General features: G+C 66.8%; 18 protein-coding genes and 1 tRNA gene. 13 read left to right on the top strand and 6 right to left on the bottom strand.

What is annotated here, in order from left to right; genetic code table 11:
* Window positions 1–17 precede the first annotated feature (17 nt).
* The 6 genes from BZF61_RS04650 to BZF61_RS04625 all read left to right on the top strand — a co-directional run bounded on the left by BZF61_RS04650 (window position 18) and on the right by BZF61_RS04625 (window position 11105).
* Window positions 18–4415: a site-specific integrase gene (locus BZF61_RS04650; protein ID WP_086617475.1), complete on the top strand. Its 4398-nt coding sequence runs from the start codon at window positions 18–20 to the stop codon at window positions 4413–4415.
* Between the two features lie 104 nt (window positions 4416–4519).
* Window positions 4520–5407: an SH3 domain-containing protein gene (locus tag BZF61_RS04645; RefSeq protein WP_086617474.1), complete on the top strand. Its 888-nt coding sequence runs from the start codon at window positions 4520–4522 to the stop codon at window positions 5405–5407.
* A gap of 121 nt (window positions 5408–5528) precedes the next feature.
* A complete protein-coding gene (locus BZF61_RS04640; RefSeq protein WP_086617678.1) occupies window positions 5529–6209 on the top strand; it encodes a response regulator transcription factor in 681 nt (226 codons plus the stop codon).
* Window positions 6206–7558, top strand: coding sequence for a sensor histidine kinase (locus BZF61_RS04635; RefSeq protein ID WP_245804506.1), 1353 nt, complete (start codon window positions 6206–6208; stop codon window positions 7556–7558). Before BZF61_RS04640 ends, BZF61_RS04635 begins: the two co-directional genes overlap by 4 nt.
* Window positions 7555–8133: a hypothetical protein gene (locus BZF61_RS04630; RefSeq protein WP_086617473.1), complete on the top strand. Its 579-nt coding sequence runs from the start codon at window positions 7555–7557 to the stop codon at window positions 8131–8133. Before BZF61_RS04635 ends, BZF61_RS04630 begins: the two co-directional genes overlap by 4 nt.
* Before the next feature lie 89 nt (window positions 8134–8222).
* Window positions 8223–11105, top strand: coding sequence for a CHAT domain-containing tetratricopeptide repeat protein (locus BZF61_RS04625; protein WP_158094054.1), 2883 nt, complete (start codon window positions 8223–8225; stop codon window positions 11103–11105).
* 488 nt (window positions 11106–11593) lie between these two features.
* Here BZF61_RS04625 and ssb read toward each other — a convergent pair whose 3' ends face one another.
* From ssb to BZF61_RS04610, 3 genes are all read right to left on the bottom strand, one after another.
* A complete protein-coding gene (ssb, locus tag BZF61_RS04620; RefSeq protein WP_086617471.1) occupies window positions 11594–12094 on the bottom strand; it encodes a single-stranded DNA-binding protein in 501 nt (166 codons plus the stop codon).
* A 120-nt stretch (window positions 12095–12214) separates the two neighbouring features.
* Window positions 12215–12901: a COQ9 family protein gene (locus BZF61_RS04615; protein WP_086617470.1), complete on the bottom strand. Its 687-nt coding sequence runs from the start codon at window positions 12899–12901 to the stop codon at window positions 12215–12217.
* A gap of 1 nt (window position 12902) precedes the next feature.
* On the bottom strand, window positions 12903–13532 hold the full coding sequence (locus BZF61_RS04610) for an ankyrin repeat domain-containing protein (RefSeq protein ID WP_245804505.1): 630 nt from the start codon (window positions 13530–13532) through the stop codon (window positions 12903–12905).
* A gap of 89 nt (window positions 13533–13621) precedes the next feature.
* Here BZF61_RS04610 and BZF61_RS04605 point away from each other — a divergent pair, with 89 nt between their 5' ends.
* The 6 genes from BZF61_RS04605 to BZF61_RS04580 are packed head-to-tail and all read left to right on the top strand — an operon-like array spanning window position 13622 to window position 17549.
* A complete protein-coding gene (locus BZF61_RS04605; RefSeq protein WP_086617468.1) occupies window positions 13622–14230 on the top strand; it encodes an SCO family protein in 609 nt (202 codons plus the stop codon).
* Window positions 14218–14703 carry a YcgN family cysteine cluster protein gene (locus tag BZF61_RS04600; RefSeq protein WP_086617467.1) on the top strand — a complete coding sequence of 162 codons (486 nt, stop codon included), beginning with the start codon at window positions 14218–14220 and terminating at the stop codon, window positions 14701–14703. Before BZF61_RS04605 ends, BZF61_RS04600 begins: the two co-directional genes overlap by 13 nt.
* Window positions 14700–15422 (top strand): M48 family metallopeptidase, encoded by a 723-nt coding sequence (locus BZF61_RS04595; RefSeq protein WP_245804504.1) that lies wholly within the window; start codon window positions 14700–14702, stop codon window positions 15420–15422. The genes BZF61_RS04600 and BZF61_RS04595 overlap by 4 nt, the downstream gene beginning before the upstream one ends.
* A gap of 42 nt (window positions 15423–15464) precedes the next feature.
* Window positions 15465–15926, top strand: coding sequence for a hypothetical protein (locus tag BZF61_RS04590; RefSeq protein ID WP_086617465.1), 462 nt, complete (start codon window positions 15465–15467; stop codon window positions 15924–15926).
* The gene (ribD, locus tag BZF61_RS04585) at window positions 15923–16906 is read left to right on the top strand and encodes a bifunctional diaminohydroxyphosphoribosylaminopyrimidine deaminase/5-amino-6-(5-phosphoribosylamino)uracil reductase RibD (protein WP_342742792.1); all 984 of its coding nucleotides are present in this window, start codon (window positions 15923–15925) and stop codon (window positions 16904–16906) included. Before BZF61_RS04590 ends, ribD begins: the two co-directional genes overlap by 4 nt.
* 19 nt (window positions 16907–16925) lie before the next feature.
* On the top strand, window positions 16926–17549 hold the full coding sequence (locus tag BZF61_RS04580) for a riboflavin synthase (RefSeq protein WP_086617463.1): 624 nt from the start codon (window positions 16926–16928) through the stop codon (window positions 17547–17549).
* A gap of 316 nt (window positions 17550–17865) precedes the next feature.
* On the opposite strand, the gene BZF61_RS16060 is transcribed toward BZF61_RS04580, so the two are convergent.
* Genes BZF61_RS16060 through BZF61_RS04570 form a run of 3 tightly spaced genes read right to left on the bottom strand, consistent with a single transcriptional unit; the run spans window position 17866 to window position 20091 of the window.
* Entirely contained in the window at window positions 17866–17994 is a 129-nt protein-coding gene (locus BZF61_RS16060) for a hypothetical protein (protein WP_281251521.1), read from the bottom strand.
* A gap of 34 nt (window positions 17995–18028) precedes the next feature.
* Window positions 18029–19207: an amino acid aminotransferase gene (locus tag BZF61_RS04575; RefSeq protein WP_086617677.1), complete on the bottom strand. Its 1179-nt coding sequence runs from the start codon at window positions 19205–19207 to the stop codon at window positions 18029–18031.
* Between the two features lie 59 nt (window positions 19208–19266).
* Window positions 19267–20091 carry a DUF1134 domain-containing protein gene (locus BZF61_RS04570; protein WP_086617676.1) on the bottom strand — a complete coding sequence of 275 codons (825 nt, stop codon included), beginning with the start codon at window positions 20089–20091 and terminating at the stop codon, window positions 19267–19269.
* Between the two features lie 287 nt (window positions 20092–20378).
* Between BZF61_RS04570 and BZF61_RS04565 the strand changes: the two genes are divergently transcribed.
* Window positions 20379–20469 (top strand) — tRNA-Ser (locus BZF61_RS04565).
* Window positions 20470–20651: the final 182 nt, after the last annotated feature.

The following is a 20651-nucleotide window of genomic DNA, read 5'->3' as shown; positions in this document are numbered from 1 at the left end:
TCGGGGGAGGCCATCACATGACTGCCATTCTGACCATCTCGCCTTCGAAGACCCTCGTGCGTTCGGCCCGCCTGCTGCTGGTGGGTGCCTCGTGCCTCGCGCTTGGCGCACCACTGGCGGCCAACCAGTTGCTGTTCACCACGAGCGATGCGCGGCTTGAAACCGGCCAGCGGACTGAGCAGCGCAGTGGCCTCACCCAGATTGCGCTGACCGGTGGTGGCGTGGTTTCGATCGTCGATGCGGCCAATTACCGACTCAATGCCGACGGCTCGATCGATCTCTACGAGGGCGCGATCACGGTTGCCGCGGGATCTTCGGGCGAGGTCGTGGTGCGGATGCCCGAAGGCCTCGAAGGCCGGGTTGGCGGGGCAGGATCGGCGGGCAATTTCGTGGTTCGCGCCAACGGTGAGGCTAGCGGCCATGCGCTGACCGGAGCCGTGCGGGTCGGACGGCCGGACAAGCTGGAGAACTTCAAGGCGGGCGAGATGTGGCGCTCGCGCGGCGAGGGCGGGGTGAAGCGCGTCATAGCCAACGCGCCGCAGGTGCAGCCAGTCGAGGGCGGTGGCGGTGATCGAAACGATCCGCTCCTGTCGCGGCAGCGACAGGCGGCCAGCGTCGTTCCGATCGGTGGCGATGCCGGCCCGGTGGCGGCCGCGATCAACGGCATTCCGGTCGGCTTGGGTGACCAGCTCGCTGCGGCGGGCGCATCGGGCGACATCATCGCCGCCGCGCGGCGGATCGAGGCGGTGGTCGGCAACCCCTCGCTCGACACTTTCCCGAGCGGCGATTTCTCGCTTCTGGTGGCAGCCGCCGCGCAGCTCGAAGGGGCCTATGGCGGCACCCCCTTCCCCGCAGCGCAGGCCGACATCATTCGCGCCTATCTGCGCTTTCTGGCGGGGGGCGGCTCGGGCAACAGCTTCCTTGCCACCTATAGCGGCTTTGTCGTCAACTACCTCGATCTGATCCGTTCGGGCGGCCTGCCGAGCGGCTTTGCCTCGGCCAGCCCAGGCGATGTCGAGGCCTTCCTTGCCTATATCCGGCGCACGGGAGAATTCACCAACCTCGCCGCGCGTGACCGAGTACTGGCCGAGGCCTATCTCAACTTTCTTGCCAGCGGCGGCAACCGCGACGCTTTCGCGCGTTCCTTCACCGATCTCACCATCGCCTATTTCACCTTCGTGCGGGGCGGCGGGGATCCGGCGGCCTTCACAGGTGCCAGCCAGGCGGTATTGGCCCAGACCATCGCCTTCCTGCGCGACAGCGGGCTGGTGGTACAGCTGAGCGCGGCCGATCGCGCGCTGGTAGAGGCCTTTCTTGCCAATGGCGGGCTGGCCTTCGCCGCGCAGTACCGGGCCGCGCTGGGCGACTATTTCGCATTCCTCGCCAGCGGCCGTCTGCCGAGCAGCTATACCGCGCTCGATCAGGCGACCTTGCGCGCCTATCTCGAGACGTTGTCGAACACCGGCCTGCTCACGACAGTGCTGGGTGATCAGGCGGCCTTCTATGCCGATTATCTCGCCTTCCTGCGCGCCGGTGGTCAAATCGATGCCTTCGCCGGGCTGCCTGCGAACATCTTTGCCGGCTATGCCGCGCAGCTTGACGCCTATTTCGCCTTCCTCGCGACCGGTCGTCTGCCCTCGGAATACAGCGGCAGCGACATCGCCACCTTGCAGGCATACTTGTTAGAACTGCAGGCGGCGGGTGCGCTGGAGCGCTTCCTCGGAGACCGCGCAGCCTTTTTCGCGCAGTTTGCCGCATTCGTGGCGGCCGGCGGTAACTTCGACAGTTTCGCAGGCCTGCCGGCCAATATCTTCGCAGGCTATGCCGTCGATCTGCGCGCGTTCTTCGAGTTCCTTGAGGCAGGCGGCGTGCCTTCGGCCTATACCCTGCTCACCCCAGAGCAGATCCGCGCCTATATCGCCGCGCTCGAAGCAGCCGGGGCGACGTCGAGCTTCCTCGGCGATCTGGCGAGCTTTTACCGCGCATATGCCGTCTATCTTGCCGGCGGGGGCAATCCCGACCTGTTCGACGGCCTGCCGGTGCCGCCCGATTTCCCGGCCTTTGCTGCCGCGCTCAACGCCTATGCGGCGTTCCTGCAGGCGGGCGGGCTGCCGTCGGCCTACACGGCCGAGGATCTTTCGCGGCTGCGCAGCTTTATCGAGGCGCTCAATCGTTCGGGCCAGCTAGCGAGCCTGCTGGGAGACAATGCCGATCTGCTGACCCGCTATTTCGCCTATCTCGCGGGCGGTGGCAGCCCGGACGGTTTTGTCGGCCTGCCAGTCTATGCGCAATACATCGCCGCGCTCAACGCCTATTACGCCTTCCTTCAGGGCGGCGGCCTGCCGAGCGGCTATGCCGAGCTGGATGCCGCCACGATCGCGGCCTATCTCGCCGCACTGGCCGCGCTCGAGGGCGGTCTCGCGGGGATCGAGGGGCTTGATCCCTTCTTTGTCGACTACTTCATCTTCATCGCGGGCGGCGGCGATCCGGATCAATTCGCCGGCTTGCCGATCAACGGCGGCGGCGGGGGCAACCCGCCCGAGCCGAATATTCCACCGGTGCTTAACGGCTATTCCGGCGGGTTTAATCCCGAGAGCGCGAATATCAGCATAATCCTCGGTGGCTCCACCAGCAGCGGCACCTTTGTCGGCGGCGAGTTCGGCTTCGGAGCGTCGCCCTATACGCTCGATGCAAATGGGGGTCTGTCCTCCTACACCCGCCAGCCAGGTGGACAGGTGCGCAATCGCGGCGCCGCCCAGCAGACCGACATCTTCGGCAATGCCGACGCGGTGATCGGGCGCTGGACCAACGGCACCATCTCGATTCCCAACACGTTCACCTTCAACGAGAACCAGGGGCTCCACTACGTCCTGACCCGACCGGCCGAAGCCAATATCCTCAACACGCTGACGGGCCGCGTTGATTACTATCTGATTGCCGCGACCCGTCCGACGATCGCCAACGGCTCGCTTGCGCCTGGCCGGTTCGATGCGGGCATGGCGATCGCGCTGGGCAGCGAATACCGGCTGGCGATGGAGGGCACGATCACCATGCCAGCCGGCAGCAACCCCTACATCTTCAGCTTTGCAACCGAAGGCGGCCTTGCTGATCCTTCGCTGTCGCAGACCATCATCGGGGCCAATAGCGATAGCTCCTTCTTCGTCGCGATCCCGGGGCGCGACAATGCGGGCAATTGCACGGCCAATCCGACGCTGTGCGTGTTCAACATGCGCGGGGCCTTTGCCGGCGATCTCGACACGATCGGCATCAGCTATGAGGCCGCCGTACCCAATCGGGCGAATCACATTATCGGGACCGCAATCTTCGCGGCCGGGCCGAACCGCAGCACCGGCGGCAATGGCGGCGGGGGCAGCAGCAGCGCGCGGCTGACCCGCTACCTTGGTGGCTTCCCGGCCAATAGCGGACGCGCCTATGCCACCGATGTCGGCTACAACCAGCCCGGCAACCTGGCTGCGGCGGTCGGGTCCGATGGCGCCTTGCAGTCCGCTGGCGATCTCCGCGCCGGAACCGCGTCTGCGGTGGAGGTTGCAGGCGATGAACGCGCGGTGCTGGGCCGCTTTGCCGGCGGCACGGCGACCTTCCGCAACAACACCAGCAACTATGCGGCAAATCAGGGTCTGCCCTATGTGGTGATGGCGCCGATGGTGGGCAGCCTGCCCGCCAGCGGGCAGATCGACTACCGCGTCTATGCTGCCACCAACCCGATCTTCTCCTCGGGCGAGACAGCGCCTGGCACTTTCGACGGTTCGCTCTCGATCCGGTTCGGCTCGCAGCTGCAATATCGCACCAGCGGGAGCATAGTCATGCCCGAGTCCGGCGGCAATGTGACCTACACCTTCGCCTCGACCGGCTTCGATCAGGGCACGTTCCAGAACATCATCAACGCCGGGCCAGGGCCGAACGACCTGCTCTTGCCGGCCAATGTCACCGGCACCGGGCGCGGCTGCGCCGGATCGGGCTGCACCATAAGCTTTTACGGGGGCTTCGGTGGGCAGAACCCGCAGGAGCGGCTGGGGCTGGTCTACCAGATCTTCCCCGGTAACTTCGCGCTGCCGCGTATCCTGGGGGCGGTGATCTATGCGCCCGAGGGCACCACCGTGCCGAGCTTGGCGACGACCACCTCCACCACAGGCATGGCTATGGCGCGCGCCGCTATGCCGGCGTCTGCCGCCGTACTCCCGGTCGACTGGAGCCGCTGGGCGGGCGGGCTTTCGGCGGGCGGGCGCTTGCCGGCCAATAGCGAGACGCTTTCGGGCATCGGCAAGGTATCGCCCGGTCTCGTCGGCATTGCGGGCAACCCTGCGTCAACCGATCGCGCCGCAATGATCCGCCAGGCCGAGCAGCTGATGGGCGGGTTGATCACGTTCGGCGAAGCGGCGCGCGAGCTGCGCTGAGGCCACCTAACAGCGATTGTCATGCCCATGACAAGGCATGTGTGTGGCTGGTGCGCCGGCAGAGGGTCATCTTCGCTCCATCAGATGCACAGGGGAGATTCACGATGACGCATACAAAATCCCGCACGCTGGCGATCGCCCTGATGGTCTCGGCGGCGCTGATCGCGGCTCCGGGTCGGGCCGCAGACAAGGCAAAAGAACGGGTCGAGCTCGTTACCTGCACCGAAAGCCTTGGCACGATTGCAGTCGTAGATGGCGAAACCCAGGGGTGGGCGAAGTTCGGCCTTGGCTCGCCGCGCGAGCTGGTCAATGCTCTGGCGGTCGAGTCCGGATGCTTCACGCCGCACAGTGCGGCAACCGGGCGGCCGGCGGACTTCCTGATGAACATCATCGCGGGTGACAGCGAGGAGGTCGACCAGTCGATCGAACTCGCCAAGGGTGCCGCGATGGAAGGGCTGGTGCGCTCAGGCGCGGCGAGCTCGCTGCTGGGCAATGTCCCTGGTGCAGGTGCGGTGCTTGGCATGTTCGGCGGGCTTGGCGGCAAAAAGAAGCGCTACGCCGCCGGGATCAAGCTGCTCAGCCCGGCGACCGGCCTGACTATCGCCACCGGCACCGGCGAGGTCAAGAAGACCACCATCAGCTTTGGCGGCCAGTCGGCCTGGAGCGCCGGGGCGGCGGCGGCAGGCTATGCCGGCAACAAGAACGGCGAGATGCTGGTTGAGGCCTTCATTCTTGCCTTCAACGAATTGATTGCCCAGAAGGCCACGATTGCTTCGGTGCCCAAGGCAGGCGGACGCAACGACAATAATGATCTTGCGACGGTTGCTTCTGCCACCGCGATGCTCGAAGCGCCTGAACCCAGCGCCAAGGTCTTGCGCAGCCTGCGGGTCGGCACCACGCTCAACCCCACCGGCCGGCGTGAGGGCCTGTTCATCGAGGCCAAGGACAATTTCGGCACGGTCGGCTGGGTGTCGATCGAGAGCCTGAACTGATCGGGACACCTTTATCACCGTCCGCCCCCGCTTGCACGTCGAGGCAAGCGGTGGCAGCACATGGTTTCAGGGGATTTGTGCGGTCGGTGTTCTGTTGCCTGCAAGGATGGAAACGATGCCCATGAGGATCCTCTATGTCGAGGACGACCCGCGCTCGGCCGCAGCGGTGGGGGAAATCCTCGCCGCCAGCGGCGACGTGCTGGTGTGGGAGGAAAATGGCAGTGCCGCGCTGCTGCGCGCCGGGATGGAGCCGTTCGACGTCATCATCCTTGATCGGATGCTGGGCGACATCGACGGGTTGACCATTACCCGCCGCCTGCGCGAAGGCGGCATCGGCACCCCGATTCTGATGCTCTCTGCGCTGGGCCGCAGTTCGGACCGCGCCGATGGGCTCGATGGCGGAGCGGACGATTACCTCGCCAAGCCGTTCGAGCCTGAGGAACTGGTCGCGCGTCTGCGTGCGCTGCATCGCCGCGCCACCGGGCGCGAACACTCTGCGGTGATCATCTACGGTGCGTTCGAATGCCACCTGAAGGCCCGCACCGCATTCCGTGAGAACCGCCATCTTGCTCTCAGCCCCAAGGAGTTCGAGCTGTTTCGCTACTTCATGGAGAATGCCGGCGAAGTGGTGACCCGTGAGATGCTGTTGCGGCACGTGTGGAAGATGGATTTCGACCCGCAGACCAATGTGGTCGATGTCAACATCGGCCGCCTGCGGCGCAAGCTGGAAGACGGGTTCGACCGACCCGCTCTCGAAACCATTCTGGGATCAGGCTACCGCCTGCTCGACGGGAGGCGGTGATCGAAGCGCGCCGCTCGATTTTCTCGCGCCTTGTGGCAGGCGCGATTGTGCTCTCGCTGGTGCTGCTGGCGGGCTTGTGGTGGCTTACGCACCAGACCGTCAGCTCGACCTTGCAGGAGGCGGCGCGGGCCGAGGTCGATGTCGATCTTGCTGGCCTTGCCGATATCTACGCGACAGGCGGCACGGCCGAACTGCAAGCCCGCATTGCCGATCGCATCGCTCTCACCCCGGTGGAGGGCAGCACCTCGCACTATTTGCTGGCGGACGACAGTGGGCGCAGGATCGCCGGTGATCTGGCGCAATGGCCGCCACTGGATCCGGCCGTCTCGGAAAGCGGCATCATCACCATCGGCACCAATTCGCGCGGCTTTGCCCGGGCGGTTCAGCTTGGCCCGAACCTGCGGCTCGTGGTGGCGCGGGGGATCGACATCGAAGCGCCGGTGCTTTCCAGCATTGCGATGGCCTTTGCCGGTGGCGGTGTGGTGTTCATCGCGCTTGTGGCGCTGCTCGGGCGGTTTGCCGCGCTTGGACTGCAACGCCGCATCGAGCGCATCAATCTTGCTTTCCGCGAGCCGCAGGACGGGGCTGGCCTTGCTGCGGCCGGGCGGATCGATGGCGACGAGATCGACGAGCTTACCGCCCACAGCGGGGCGGCGCTGGCGCGGGTGAACGATCTGCTGGCAGCCTACAAGGACACCTCAGAACAGCTCGCGCACGAAATCCGCACGCCGCTTTCGCACCTCGACAACCGGTTGGTAAAGGCGCTCGCGCAGAAACCCGATCCGGCGATTGCGGAGAAACTGGCCGAGGCGCGGAGCGAAATCCGACGGATCGTCCAGACGCTCGAATCGCTGCTGGATATCGCCGCCAGCAAGGCCAATCGCGGCGACCGGAGCGGGCTTGCGCCGGTCGATCTCAGCGCGCTGGTGACGGGAATCTGCGAACTCTACGCCGGCAGCGCCGAGGAAGCGGGGCTTGCGCTCGACTGGACCATTGCCCCCGGCGTGACGATAAATGGCGACGAGCGACAGCTCGGCAGACTGGTGACCAACATGCTCGACAATGCTCTCAAATATGTGCCGCGCGGGGGCCATGTGGCGATCACGCTCGAACCTGGTCCGGTGCTGGTGGTAGCTGACGATGGCCCTGGCGTTGACCCGCAGGACCGCGAGCGCATCTTCGATCGCTTCTATCGCGGCCGCGGCAAGGGCGAGCAGACCTCGGGCAGCGGCCTTGGGCTCGCCCTTGCGCGAGCGATTGCCGAACGCCACGGCTTGACGCTGACCTTGGAGGAACCCGCCGCGGACGGGCCGGGAGGCGCGGTGTTCCGCATCGCGGCGGCCAAATGATCCGCTTTCAATACCTTGCGGTGCTGGCGCTGGTTGCCGGTTGCGCCGGGCCGGTCGCCGGCGAACCAGCCGTGCTGGCGCAGGCGCTTGCTCCTGCCGACCGCGCCGAGCGCGTGGCTGATGCGTTGGTGATGGCCGAGCGCGCCGAGCGCGCGCAGGATGCCGCCGCGCTGGCGCAGGCCGCCGCCCGGCTCGAACGACTCGGTGCCAGGCCTGAGACGGCAGCGGACGAAGCCGCCCTGGGACGCTGGCTCGCAAGCCTGCCCGCCGACGCCCAGCCCATGCGCGGGCGCGCACTTGGTCCGGCCTATCGTTCGGCGGCGCTCGAGCCGGGGGCAACCACGCAGCTCAACCAGACCTTCCTCGGTGGACGCAGCGCCCAGATCGTGCTGCGCGTCTCGCGCGGACCGATCCCGAAGCTGGTGGTGCGCGACCAGTCGGCGCGGCAGGTGTGCAAATCTGGTGCTGACGGCCCGGTCAAATGCCGCTGGGTGCCGCTCTACACCCAACGCCACAGCATCGAAATCGCCAATACTGGCCCAAAGGTGTCGGAATTCTACATCGTTTTCGACTGACGACGCCCTAAGATTGGGTGTCTAACGTGAGGGGGCTCATGATCGCGTCACGCCATCGGGGCAGGTGCTGGAGTGTAACGGCCATAGCCTTGGCTCTGGCGCTGGCCACTTCCCCCGCACCGCTGCTGGCCGCCGATCCCGCGGACGTGGCGGAGCTGGAGCGGCTGCTTGAGGAGGCCTCTGCGTTGTTCGCGCAGCAGGAGACCGACGCCAAGGGTGCCGAGCGGATGATGGCAGCCTGGGAGGCAGTGGCGGCTGCGGCGCGGCGGATTGCGCCCGATCACCCGGAGATCGCGCGGAGCGATATCCGCGTCGCCTCGCAGCTCTTTGTTCTCGGTCGCAACGCCGAGGCCCGGGCGCGTGTCGTACGCGGGCTGGACATGCTTCCCGCGGGCGATCCCGATTCCCTGGCTGTTCGCGCCGAGGGTGTCGCCCTGCTCGGCACCTTGCTTGCCTTCGCGGGCGAAGCCGATGCCGCAGTCGCCGCGCTTGAGCAGGGCTATGCCGACTACGTGGCCGCCTTTGCCGCGCTGCCAGCCGAAGAGATCGACCATGATGTGGTAATGGCGCGATCGAACCTCGAATTCTCGCTCTCGCAGGTGTTCCAGCAATTGAGCCGGATTGACGAGGCGCTGCGGTTCCAGAAGGCCAGCCTCGACACCCGCGAGGGGTTTCTCGGGCCGAACGATCCCGATACCATTGCGTCCTATTACGGTTATGCTGGAATCCTGCGGCGCGCAGGGCAGATGGACGAGGCCGAACGCTATGCGCGCATCGCGGTCGAGCGGGCGGTGGCGCATGTCGATCCCTCGCACACCAGCTATGCCCGTGCGCTGGAGATGCTGGCAATCATCCTGTCGCGCACCGGGCGCCCGGTCGAGGCGACCGGCTACATGGCGCGCAGCCTCGAACTCAAGCGCGAGCACGAGGGGCCGGACAATCTTTTCTTCGGCTACGGGCTGCATCTGCTAGGGACGATCTACCTCCAGCGCGAACGCTATGCCGATGCGCTTCCACTGTTCGCGGAAGCCGCGCCGATCTTCGCCAAGTATCAGGGTGAGGGCAGCCCCTTCGGCCTCGGCGCGCAGGGTTATGCGGCGCAGGCGACTTTCGCGCTTGGGCAAATGCCGGAGGCGCTGGCGCGGCTGCGTGCGGTCGATGCGCGGATGGAGGCAAATACGGTCGATGTCGAGATCGCCAAGCGCATTGGCCCGGATCTGGTGCGCGCCCTGATCCGCGCGGGCGAAACCGCCGAGGCAGCGCGGATTGCCGCGCGCGACTATGCCCGGCTGCTCGAAACCGAGAATTCTCAGGCCTTTGCGCTGCGTCATGCGCGGCTGGTCGATGTCTGGGCGCAGAGCATTGTCGCTGGACAGCCGCAAAGCGCGCTGGCCGAGGCGCGGGCGATGATCGCCTTCCTCGGACGCGACCGGGCGCGCGGGCGAACGGGAATGATTATGTCCGAGCACCGCGCCGCGCTCGATCTGGTGATGGAGATCGCCGTGGCGGCGGGTTCGCCAGACGCCATGGCGCAGGCTATCGCGCTCGCAACCGGATCGGGTCTGGCGCAGGCGAGCGCCTTCCGTGCCGAGCGGCTGGCGACCGGGGATCCGGAGCTGGCAAGCGCGCTGAGGGCCTTGCAGCAGGCCGACGCCGAACTTGACGCCGCCGACCGCGCGTTGCTGCGCGCGCTGGCGGCAGGCACCCCGGTCGAGGCGGCGCGTGCGCGACTGGCAGCAGCCGATGCCGCGCGCACTGCCGCGCTGGCCGACCTCAGCGCCCGCGATGCGGCAACCGGGAAGCTTCTTGGCCCCGATGTCGCCGATGTCGCCTCGATCCGTGCGGGGCTTGCCGAGGACGAGGCCCTGCTGGCGATCGCGCCGGCCTATGATGGGGCCTATAGTCTGGTGGTGACCGCCGATCAGGTGCTGCTCCGGCGGCTCGAACTGCCGCGCGCCGATTTGCTGGCGCTGGCAGCTCGTGTGCGCGACGGGGCGGTCGGGCTCGACTTTGACCGCTATGCCGCGGCGCGGCTGGCGGCGGTGTTGCTGCCGCCCGAGACCCGCTCGGCACTGGGTCGGGTGAAGACCTTGCGGGTGCTGGCGGGCGGGCCGCTCGCTTCGCTGCCCTTCGGGCTTTTGGTGCTCGACGAGGGGGCGCGCGGGCAGGGGCCGACATGGCTTGCCGATCGCTTCGCGCTGGCGAATGTGGCGGCGCTGGGCGATGCCGGCCATGCGGACGGCCAGCGCGGCGGCGGGCTGGTCGCCTTTGCCGCGCCGGTACCGTTCGCTGCCGAGGCGGGGGCACAGGCGGGTGCTGAGGCAGGCCGCCCCGCCGTGCTCAGCCCGGCTGCCTATTTCGAGCGCGGCGGGGTCAATGCGGCGCGGCTGGCGCAGCTCCCGGTGCTGCCCGGCTCGGAACGCGAGGCCCGCGCCATCGCGCGCGAGTTCGGCAATGGCAAGGTGCGGTTGTTTCTCGGCGGGCAAGCGAACGAGGCCAATCTCGCCGACCCCAGCGTGCGTGAAGCCGAGGTGCTCCTGTTTGCCACCCATGGACTTGTGGCCGGCGAGCTCGAAGGCATTGCCGAGCCGGCGCTGATTCTCTCGCAACCGGGCACAGGGCAGGGCGATGGGGTGTTGACCGCGAGCGAGATCGCCCGGCTCGATCTTTCGGCGGACTGGGTGATCCTGACTGCTTGCGATAGCGCTGCGGGGTTCGAGGGCGGGGTGCCTGCCTTCTCAGGGCTGGTCAGCGCCTTCCGCTTTGCCGGCGGGGGCAGCGTGCTCGCCACCCACTGGCAGGTGCGCGACGATGTGGCGGCCTATGTCGCCACCGAAATGCTTCGCTACTACCGTGCGCATGGCAACAAGGCGCGGGCGTTGCAGCACGCGATCCGGAGCCTCAGGCGCGAGAGCGGATTGCCCGGGGCCGACAACCCGGAGATCTGGGGGCCTTTCGTGCTGATCGAATGAGCTCAGGCTGCGGACCTTGCGGGTGGCCCGCCCTGCTCCCAAGGCGATGCGGTTCCTCGTGCCGATCGGCGGGGTAATGAAATCGCCCTGCGGGTTATCGGCGCCTGTATCCTCCGGGAAAGCGAGGGCGGCCTCGTCCTCGATCCCCCCGGGTTAGGCCCTCAAGCCCGGGTTCGGGCGCCAGCCACGCGGCTGAGTGCTCACGCATCGCATCGCGCCCGATCCGCATCGGATCGCCTCCAGGTGCCCACGTCAGCGCGTCGGGCAGCACCCGATTGCGGGTTCTCGATCACCACGCCCCTGGTGTCGAGCGCGAAAGCGACATCAACCGGCCGGGGCGTCCGCGCCTGAGGTTCTCCGCATTTGCTGCCGCGAAGCCGGCGCGAGCATAAGGGGGCCAAAGGCTCGCAATGGAAAGCGCAAACATCACCTAACCCTGAACGGATGTGAGCGGTCAGTGACAGGGTAGCGCCCGCCAACCGCGGGTGTCAGAACGGAATGTCATCGTCGAGATCGTCGTAGCCGCCACCGCTGCTCATGCCGCCGCCCTGGTCCCAGCCACCGGCGCCCGCGCCGCCAAAGCCGCCGCCGCTGCTCCCGCTGCCAAAGCCGCCTGAGCGGCCACCGCCGCCGCCACCCGCGCCGTCGAGCATGGTCATCACCGCATTCGGGCCGCGCAGCACGACTTCGGTCGAGTAGCGATCATTGCCGTTCTGGTCCTGCCACTTGCGGGTCTGGAGCTGGCCTTCGATGTAAACCTTCGAACCTTTCTTGAGGAACCGTTCGGCCACGCTTGCTAGGCCTTCATTGAAGATGGCCACGGTGTGCCATTCGGTCCGCTCCTGCTTCTCGCCGGTGTTGCGGTCCTTCCAGCTTTCGGTGGTCGCGATGCGCAGGTTGCAGACCTTCCCGCCATTCTGGAAGGTGCGAATCTCCGGATCGGCCCCGAGATTGCCGATCAGCATCACCTTGTTGAGCGAACCCGCCATTGAAATACCTTTCCCGTCAATGTCTTGACCCCGCAAACGCCAAGATGGCCCGCGAATCCGTGTCAGACAATAGGCGAGACGCAGACCGGGCGCGACCGAGGCCGACGGCTAATCCCCGATTCAACGTGCCGGGTAGCGCAGCCGCCCCAGAAAGCGCGTCAGGCTCGGCAGTTCGCGGTTCTTTCCGAGGAACTGCGCCTTGGCCTTTTCGAACTTCATCACCCCGTCGATCCGGCGATCGAGGAAGGCGTGGGTATCGGCCTTGCCCTCGCTCTCGTCATTGACGAAAACCGCCAGCGTGGCGCTATAAATGCCGGCGAGAATGGCGCGCTTGGTGTAGTGGTTGTAGTCGGTCGCAGTATCGCCCGCGAGCCGCCACATGATGTCGGCCGAGCGCCACCCGAGCTTCAACGCGTGGGCGAGGTTCTGCGGCTGTGCCATCACCGCTAATGCGCGGCGCACTGCCTCGTCGATATCGGCGACCGCATCGAGCCGGAAGGCGATCAGCGTGCGGATGCGCTCGCGCACCTTCATGGTGGCGAGCCGTTCGGCCGGCCATTCGGCTTCCATCGCCTGATCGACGCTGGTGATCCACGCCTCAATCATCGCCATCGGCAGCCCGCGCTTGCCATCTTCCTGAAACGCCAGCCGCGCCACATCGGGGTCGCAGCCGGCCATTTCCGCGGCGGCCTTGAGCGCGGTCTCGTTCCAGCCGTCGAAGATGGCGGATGCGGCAATGTCGGGGGCAAGCGCGACCCTGAGTTCATCCAAGGTCATATCGGCGAAATCGGGGGGCGCGGTGTTCATGTCAGAAAGAAGGCCCGTACTGGCGCTTTGGTTCCTTGCCGGCGCGCTTGTCATCGGCCTCCTGGAAGATCTGCTTGAGCAGGCTGTTGCCGCTCATCAGCTCCATGTACTGGCGCGCTGAGCGGCCCGAATTGTCATTGTGATCCGGGTCTGCCCCCAGTGCCAGCAGCACGCGCACGAGTTCGGGATTGCGCTGGTGAACTGCCGCGATCAGCGGGGTCTCGCCTGTCTGGTCGCCGACATTGACGTTCGCACCGCCCTTTACCAGCGCCTCGACCCCGTCGGTGAAGCCGAGCGTCGTGGCAATCTGGAGCGGCGTGAGCCCCTTCTTGTTGCGGATGTTCGGGTCGGCCCCGCGTTGCAGCAGGAAGCGGATCCACAGCAGGTCGCGGCGCTGCACCACCAGATGCAGGCCGGTATCGCCGCTGGTGATGTCGCGGGTGTTGACGACCTGCGTGCCGGGCTTGTTGAGCATGTCTGTGGCCACGTTGCCGTCGCGGTCCTTGACCGCTTCGAGGAACTTGTAGCCTTCGGACTGGAACTGCGCTGCCGCCGGGGCTGCAAGAACGAGCGCCAAGATACTGGCAATTGCACCCAGCGACCCTAACTTGCGCAAAACGTCGAGGGTCACGGTTTGATCCTTTCGCATTCCCTGCCACACTCGCTCATGCGCGGCTACGCGCATGGGCGCGCCTTTCTCAAGGACCAAGTTAGCAGACCATGAACCGTAACAACAAGCCTTCCCCCGGGATTCTCGCAGCTCTGGCCGCGACCTTCCTCTTGCTTGCCGCTTGCCAACCCGCTGCGCCCAAGGCCCAAGCGCCGCTGTCGGGTGCCGCGATCGGCGGCGATTTCGCGCTCGTCAACAGCAAGGAGGAAATCGTGCGCTGGGGCGACTTTGCCGGCAAATACCGCATCGTTTACTTCGGCTATACTTTCTGCCCGGACATCTGTCCCACCGACATGCAGCGCGTCGCGCAGGGTCTGAAACAGCTCAAGGCGCGCGATTCCGGCAAGGCGGCGAAGATCGTGCCGATCTTCATCACCATCGATCCCGAACGCGATACGCCCAAGGTCGTGGGCGAATTCGCCGCGGCCTTCTCTCCAGACATCATCGCTCTGACCGGAACGCCCGAACAGATCGCCGCCGTGGCCAAGGACTTCAGGGTGTTCTACGCCAAGGGCGAGGCGGTGGCGGGCGGCGGCTACCTCGTCGATCACTCCAATATAGCCTATCTGTTCGGCCCCGAAGGCGAACCGATCGCGACCCTGCCGGTTGATCAGGGCGCCGAAGCCGTTGCTGCGGAAATCGCCAAGTGGGTGAACTGAGGGACCGGTTCTGGGAGCTTCCCCTGCGGGATCTCACGCGTCCCGAATGGGAGGCGCTGTGCGACGGCTGCGGGCGCTGCTGCCTGCACAAGATCGAAGATGCCGATACCGGCGAGATCGTCGACACCAATGTCGCCTGCCGCCTGCTTGACACGAAGACGGCGCAGTGCAGCGACTATCGCAACCGCAAGGCCTTTGTCCCCGATTGCCTGCGCCTGACGCTCAGGATCGTCGAGCAGGTCAGCTGGCTGCCTTCGACCTGCGCCTACCGGCTGCGCACCGATGATCGCCCGCTGCCGGGCTGGCACTACCTCGTCAGCGGGGATCGCGATGCGGTGCGCCGGGTCGGCGTTTCGGTGATCGGTCGGGTGGTGAGCGAGACCGATGCCGGGCCGATCGAGCACCACATCGTCGAATGGCCCTCGCCGCGTCCCGACCGCGCGGCACCCACGGGCGAGGAGGCGGACGCGTGATCGACTGGCTGCGCCGCCCGCCACTGGAACCGGAGGTCGAAGTGTCCGGGCACACGCTGCCGATCGTGCTGCGGCGGATGCGCCGAGCGCGGCGGTTGACCCTGCGGCTTGCACCCGATGGTGGCGCGGTGCACATCACCTTGCCCGAATGGGCCGAAAGCCGCGAGGCGATCGCCTTTGCCCATGCCCGCAAGGCATGGCTCGAAGAGCAGCTCGGCCGGCTGCCCGCGCGTACGGCACCGGTGCCGGGTGGCGAGCTGCGCTATCGCGGCACCGCCCTGCGCCTCGCATGGGAACCGCGCGCCCCACGCCGCCCGGTGGTGGAAGGCGAAATTCTGCGGGTCGGCGGGCCGCAAGATGGCCTTCAAGCTCGCCTGCGCCGCTGGCTCGAAGCCGAGGCATTGCGCCTGGCCGCGGCGGACATGCGCGACTATTGCGCTGCGGCCGGGCTTGCTCCGGTGCCGATCAGCCTCACCCGTGCGCAGCATCGCTGGGGTTCGTGCTCGGACAAGAGCCGCATTCGCATCAACTGGCGGCTGGTGCAGGCCCCGGATTTCGTGCGCCGTTCGGTGGTTGCACACGAGGTCGCGCACCTCGTCCATTTCGATCACAGCCCTGCCTTTCACCGCCTGCTGCAGCGGATCTACGAGGCCGACATCAAGCTTGCCGATGCTTGGCTGAAGGAGCACGGGCGCGCGCTTTATGCCAGTTTCGGCTAGAGCGGTTTGGATTCTCCCGTGTCGCGCCCTATAAGCCCGGCCATGCTTTCCAAGTCGCGCTTCAACCCCGTTCCCGGCTTTGTCGATCTTTGGAACGAGCTCCGTCGGCCCAGGCCCTATCGCTGGCCGATCCTCGCCCTGTCGGTGGTGCCGGCGGCCTTGATCCTCTACTGGGCGAGCAGTCAGGTCGAATACAAGGCGCCCGAGCGACCGACCATCGACTACATCACCAGCTTCGATCCTGCGCGCACCGACGCGGAGATCATCGCGTCCAACCTTGCCAATCAGGAGGTGAAGAACCTGCGCCAGGCCGAGGAAGAGCGCATCGCCGGGCGCAAGCGCGAACTCTACAAGGCGCTGGGCGCGGCGGCGGGGATGGATGTCGAGGAAATCGAGCGCAAGGCCGAGGCGCGCCGCGCAGCCGAGGAGGCTGCCGAGCAAAGGCGCCGGGCCGAACTGCTGGCTGGCACCGCCATTGCGCCCGGCGGAGGCTCGCAGCCATAGCTGCGCGCGCGCCAACCGATCACGACTGGATGGCTGCCGCTGCCCGGCTGGCGCGGCGCGCACGCCCCTGTTCGCGTCCCAACCCCGGCGTGGCCGCGCTGGTGGTGCAGCACGGCAGGGTTATCGCCCGCGGCTGGACGCAGGCCGGCGGACGCCCTCATGCCGAGGCTCAGGCGCTGGCAAGGCTCGCGTCGGAGGTGCTGGCCGAAGCGACGCTCTACGTCACGCTCGAACCTTGTGCCCATGCCTCGCCGCGCGGGCCGGCCTGTGCCGATCTCATCGTTGCCGCACGCCCGCAGCGGGTGGTGGTCGGCCAGCACGATCCCGACCCGCGCACCAGCGGGGCCGGTCTGGCGCGGCTTGATGCAGCAGGCATTGCCACCCGCCTGCTGAATGACCCTGCCTCAGCCGCCAGTCTCACAGGCTTCCTCACCCGCCAGCGTCTCGGTCGCCCGTGGGTGACGCTGAAGCTGGCGATGTCGCTCGACGGGTGCATCGCGCTTGCCGATGGCACCAGCCGCTGGATCACCGGCGAGGCCGCACGCGCCCATGTCCACGCCCAACGCGCGCAGCATGACGCGATCCTTGTGGGCGGCGGGACTTGGCGGGCTGATAGGCCGCGGCTCGACGTCCGCCTGCCCGGATTGGAGGCGCGCTCGCCGCAGCGCGTGGTGTTGACCCGCAGGCCTGCGCCTGACGGTGTCACCGCGATTGCCGCGCCGCAGGACATCGCCGGGCTGGACGGCGTGCTTCATCTCTACGTCGAGGGTGGGGCCGAGACGGCGGCCGCCTTCCTCGCCGCCGATTTGGTCGACGAGCTGCACCTCTACCGCGCGCCGATCCTGATCGGCGACGGCCGCCGCAGCCTCGGCGCGCTCGGCCTCAGCGATCTGGCGACGGCCCATGACCGCTGGAAACTGCGCGAAAACCGCCAGCTTGGCAGCGATGCGTTCACCGCCTATCTGCGCAGCCGAACCTGAGAGAGGAACAAGCAGGCCCATGTTCACCGGCATCGTCACCGCGATCGGCACGATCGACAGCACGCATCAGCGGGGCGACCTGCGCCTGCGGATCACGGCGCCGCTCGATCCGGCGCGGATCGACATCGGCGCCTCGATCGCGTGCTCGGGCGTGTGCCTGACCGTGGTCGAGCGTGGCGGCACACCGGGCGATGCGTGGTTTGAGGTCGATGTCTCGGGCGAGACCGTCAGCCGCACCGTGCCGGGGATGTGGGAGCGCGGCCGGCGGCTCAATCTCGAACCCTCGCTGCGGCTTGGCGACGAGCTGGGCGGGCATATCGTCACCGGCCATGTCGATTCGGTCGGCGAAGTGGTGCTGGTGCGGCAGGAAGGCGGCAGCTGGCATGTCGCGGTCCGCGCGCGCGCGGAAATGTCGCCGTTCATTGCCGAAAAGGGCTCGATCACCGTGGACGGCGTGTCGCTGACCGTAAACGACGTGCGCGACCGGTCCGATGGCGCCTGCGACTTCATGCTCAACATCATCCCTCACACCGCCGAGGTGACGACGCTGGGGGATCTCAAGGAGGGTGACCGCGTCAACCTCGAGATCGACGTGCTGGCGCGCTACCTCAAGCGGATGCAGAGCCTCGCGGCGACGCGCTGAACGGCCTGCGAGGCCAGCAGAGCCAGGGCACGCGGCCTGCCGCCCGATGTGCTGGAAGAAGCGAGCCAAACCCGACAATCAGGAAAGGTTCGGGCTGCCCTTTGCCGCGCGGTTTGCCCTTCTGGCGACCGTTCGAGACAGTGCGCATTCCGCCCGGCGCGACGATCGCCGGTCTGAGCCAGCCTTGCCGGATGATGCTCGGCACTTTGAACATGCACCCTGATCGGGCTGGACGCAGTCGCCGGGGCCGCTTCGCGTCATGTCCGGACTGCCATCGCCGCCGGTCTGACCGAGTTTGACCGCGCTTGCCGACGTATCAGGCAGCCTCCTGCCAGCCGCCGGGTGCATGGCTCCATCGCCACACCGGTTGCCCGCTGGCGATGGTGGACAGCGCCTCGCGCCCGCTCTCCGGTGGCGGGTGTAGCAGCAGGCCTTCGTCCGCCACGGCCAGCTGGCGATCGCGCTTCGGCGCGCGGATTCTAGTGGGCCACCGCCGCGAGGGCAGCGATGAACTTTGGCAGGTTGGCAGCTGTCAGCCCGGCGATATTGATCCGGCCCGAAGCGGCCATGTAGATGGCGTGCTCCTCGCGCAGCTTCGCGACCTCCTCCTTGGTTACGGGGAGCATCGCGAACAGCCCGTTTTGGGTGCCGAGCGGGGTCAGATCGATTCGGCCAGCCTTGCCGGCTGCCGCAAGCGAATCGCGCACCTGCCGCATCCGTGCACGCATGTCGTCAAGCTCGGCGAGCCATTGCTGCGTCATTTCGGGATCGCGCAGGATGATGCGCACTGCCGCACCGCCGTGATCGGGCGGCATCGACCAGGCTGCGCGGGCCAGCGCATTGGCGTTGCTGAAGGCGGTATCGAGCACGGCCTGATCCTTGCCGAGAATGTAGAACGCGCCAACGCGGTCGCGGTACTGGCCGAAATTCTTGTCGCACGAATAGGCGACAAAGGCTTCCGGCACCTTGGCCAGAACCCTGCGCAGCCCGGCCGCGTCTTCCTCCAGCCCCAGGCCGAGTCCCTGATAGGCCACGTCGATGATCGGGAAGGCGCCGCTGGCGGCCAAGGCATCGGCGATCGCAGCCCATTGCTCGGCGGTGTAATCAATGCCGGTCGGGTTGTGGCAGCAGCCGTGGAGCAGCACCGCTTCATCCGCGCCTGCGCCGTTAATCGCGGCGAGTACCGCATCGAGATTGGCCGCGCCATCGGCCTTGGCATGATCGAAGGCGACCAGCTCAAGCCCGAGATCAGCGAGGATCTGCGCATGGTTGGGCCAGCTCGGGACGCCCATGTGCACGCGTTTCACGCCTGCCTTCTGCGCGAGCGCCAGGGCAAGGCGCACCGCGCCGGTGCCGCCCGGGGTCTGCATCCCGGAAATGCGCCCGCCCATCGTCGGATTGGCGCTGCCGAAGACATAGGGCATCAGCGCGTGGACAAAGCCCATGTCGCCTTCTGGGCCGAGATAGGACTTGGAGTCCTGCGTGTCGACCAGCACCTGCTCGGCCTTCTTGACCGCGGCGAAGACAGGAGTCTCGCCCGCATCGGTGCGGTAGACGCCGACGCCGAGGTCGATTTTGTCGGCGCGCGGATCGGCGGCGTAGAGACGGATCAGAGCGAGCAGCGCATCGGGCGCTTGGGGGCTGAGTCGGTCAAGCATCATGGCGCGGGCAATGGCCGTTCATCGACCACTCCGCAACCGGCTTTTCACGCAATTTTCTAGAATGGCAGCCAGCGCTGCTTTTTCGAAAACTTCATGTAGCCCGCGTTGACGCCGAGCCGCAGGCCTGCGCCCATGCGGATCGGAATCAGCACCACGTCGCCCCAGCGTAGGTAGCTGGCGTGCAGGCCGCCGACGAAATAGGCCTGCCCCTCGCCCGCCGGGAAGCGCTTGAACAGATCTTCGCTGTCGTGGAGGTTGTAAACCAGCACGAAGGTATTGGCCGCATTGGCCCCGGCATCAAAGCCGATCGACGGACCGGTCCAATAGACTGGTCGCGTGCCCTCGACCTTGTGGTGCAAGGTGCCCGAACCATAGCGCGCGCCGACGATGAAGGCGCCGCCCGCCTCGCGCCCGACGATGTAGGCATTGGGCTTGCCCTGCTTTTCCAGCAGGTCCTCGATCATCCGGGCGAGCCCTTCGGCGCCCTTGCCGAACAAGCCCTCGGCCGCGCCGATCAAATCGTCCTCCCCATAGGTGCTGGCGGCGCTGTCAGTGTTGCTGACGACCGCAGGAGGGGGAGTGTTTGCATAAGCGGGAGCGGCGGGAGCGGTGGGGGCCGCATGATATTCGCCGAACTGTTCGTCGAATGCCGGATCGGAGGCGGGCGATGGCGGGGCCTGCCGGGCTTCGGGTGCGATCAGATCGCCGTCGATGCTGTTGTGCTGCGCGCTCTCCTGCGCGCTGTAGGCGGCATCGGGATCGAAACGCTCAAGCTCCTGCGCCGCAGACGGGGCGGCAAGGGCGAGCATTGCGATCAGGCCCGCCGCCATCCCGGCGAACCTGCGCGGCCAGTGGAAGGTGTGTCCAATGTTCCCGGTCATATTGCCGTCTTTCATGTCCGCCTGCCCGTCTGCGTTCGCGCTGGCTTGCAGCTGGGCGACGATCGAGGAGAATCCGCTTTCCCGCCCGGTGCAATCCCCGTAGCGCCGGAGCGAATCGGAATTGCGACGAGCCGTGCCAACCTGACCGTGCACGCCTTAACCCTTGCCGAACCGGCGCTTGGTGCAGGTGAAGGGGGCGGCTGGCATTTGCCGCTTTTTCGCCAAGCCACCTTGCCGCTGGCGTTCTTGGCGACTATAGGCCGCGCCTCGCAGCCTCGCTGTTGCCCGGAGACGTGGGTGAGTGGCTGAAACCAGTTCCCTGCTAAGGAACCGTACTCTATCAGGGTACCGAGGGTTCGAATCCCTCCGTCTCCGCCACCGACTGATGAGAAACAAAGAGAGATATTCCAAGCGGGGAATGGTTCCCCAATCCACTCCCCGATAGGCGACTTTATCAGCTTTATCAGCCGGCTTATCCTGACGGCAATCCACCCGGTTTACGCTAAGGCAACGTGGTTCTTAGGCCTGCAAAGCTCCGGGAGATGTTCCATGATTGCCGA

This window comes from Erythrobacter tepidarius (genome assembly GCF_002155695.1).
GTDB lineage: Bacteria > Pseudomonadota > Alphaproteobacteria > Sphingomonadales > Sphingomonadaceae > Erythrobacter > Erythrobacter tepidarius.
This window is presented reverse-complemented; position numbering and strand designations above follow the sequence as displayed.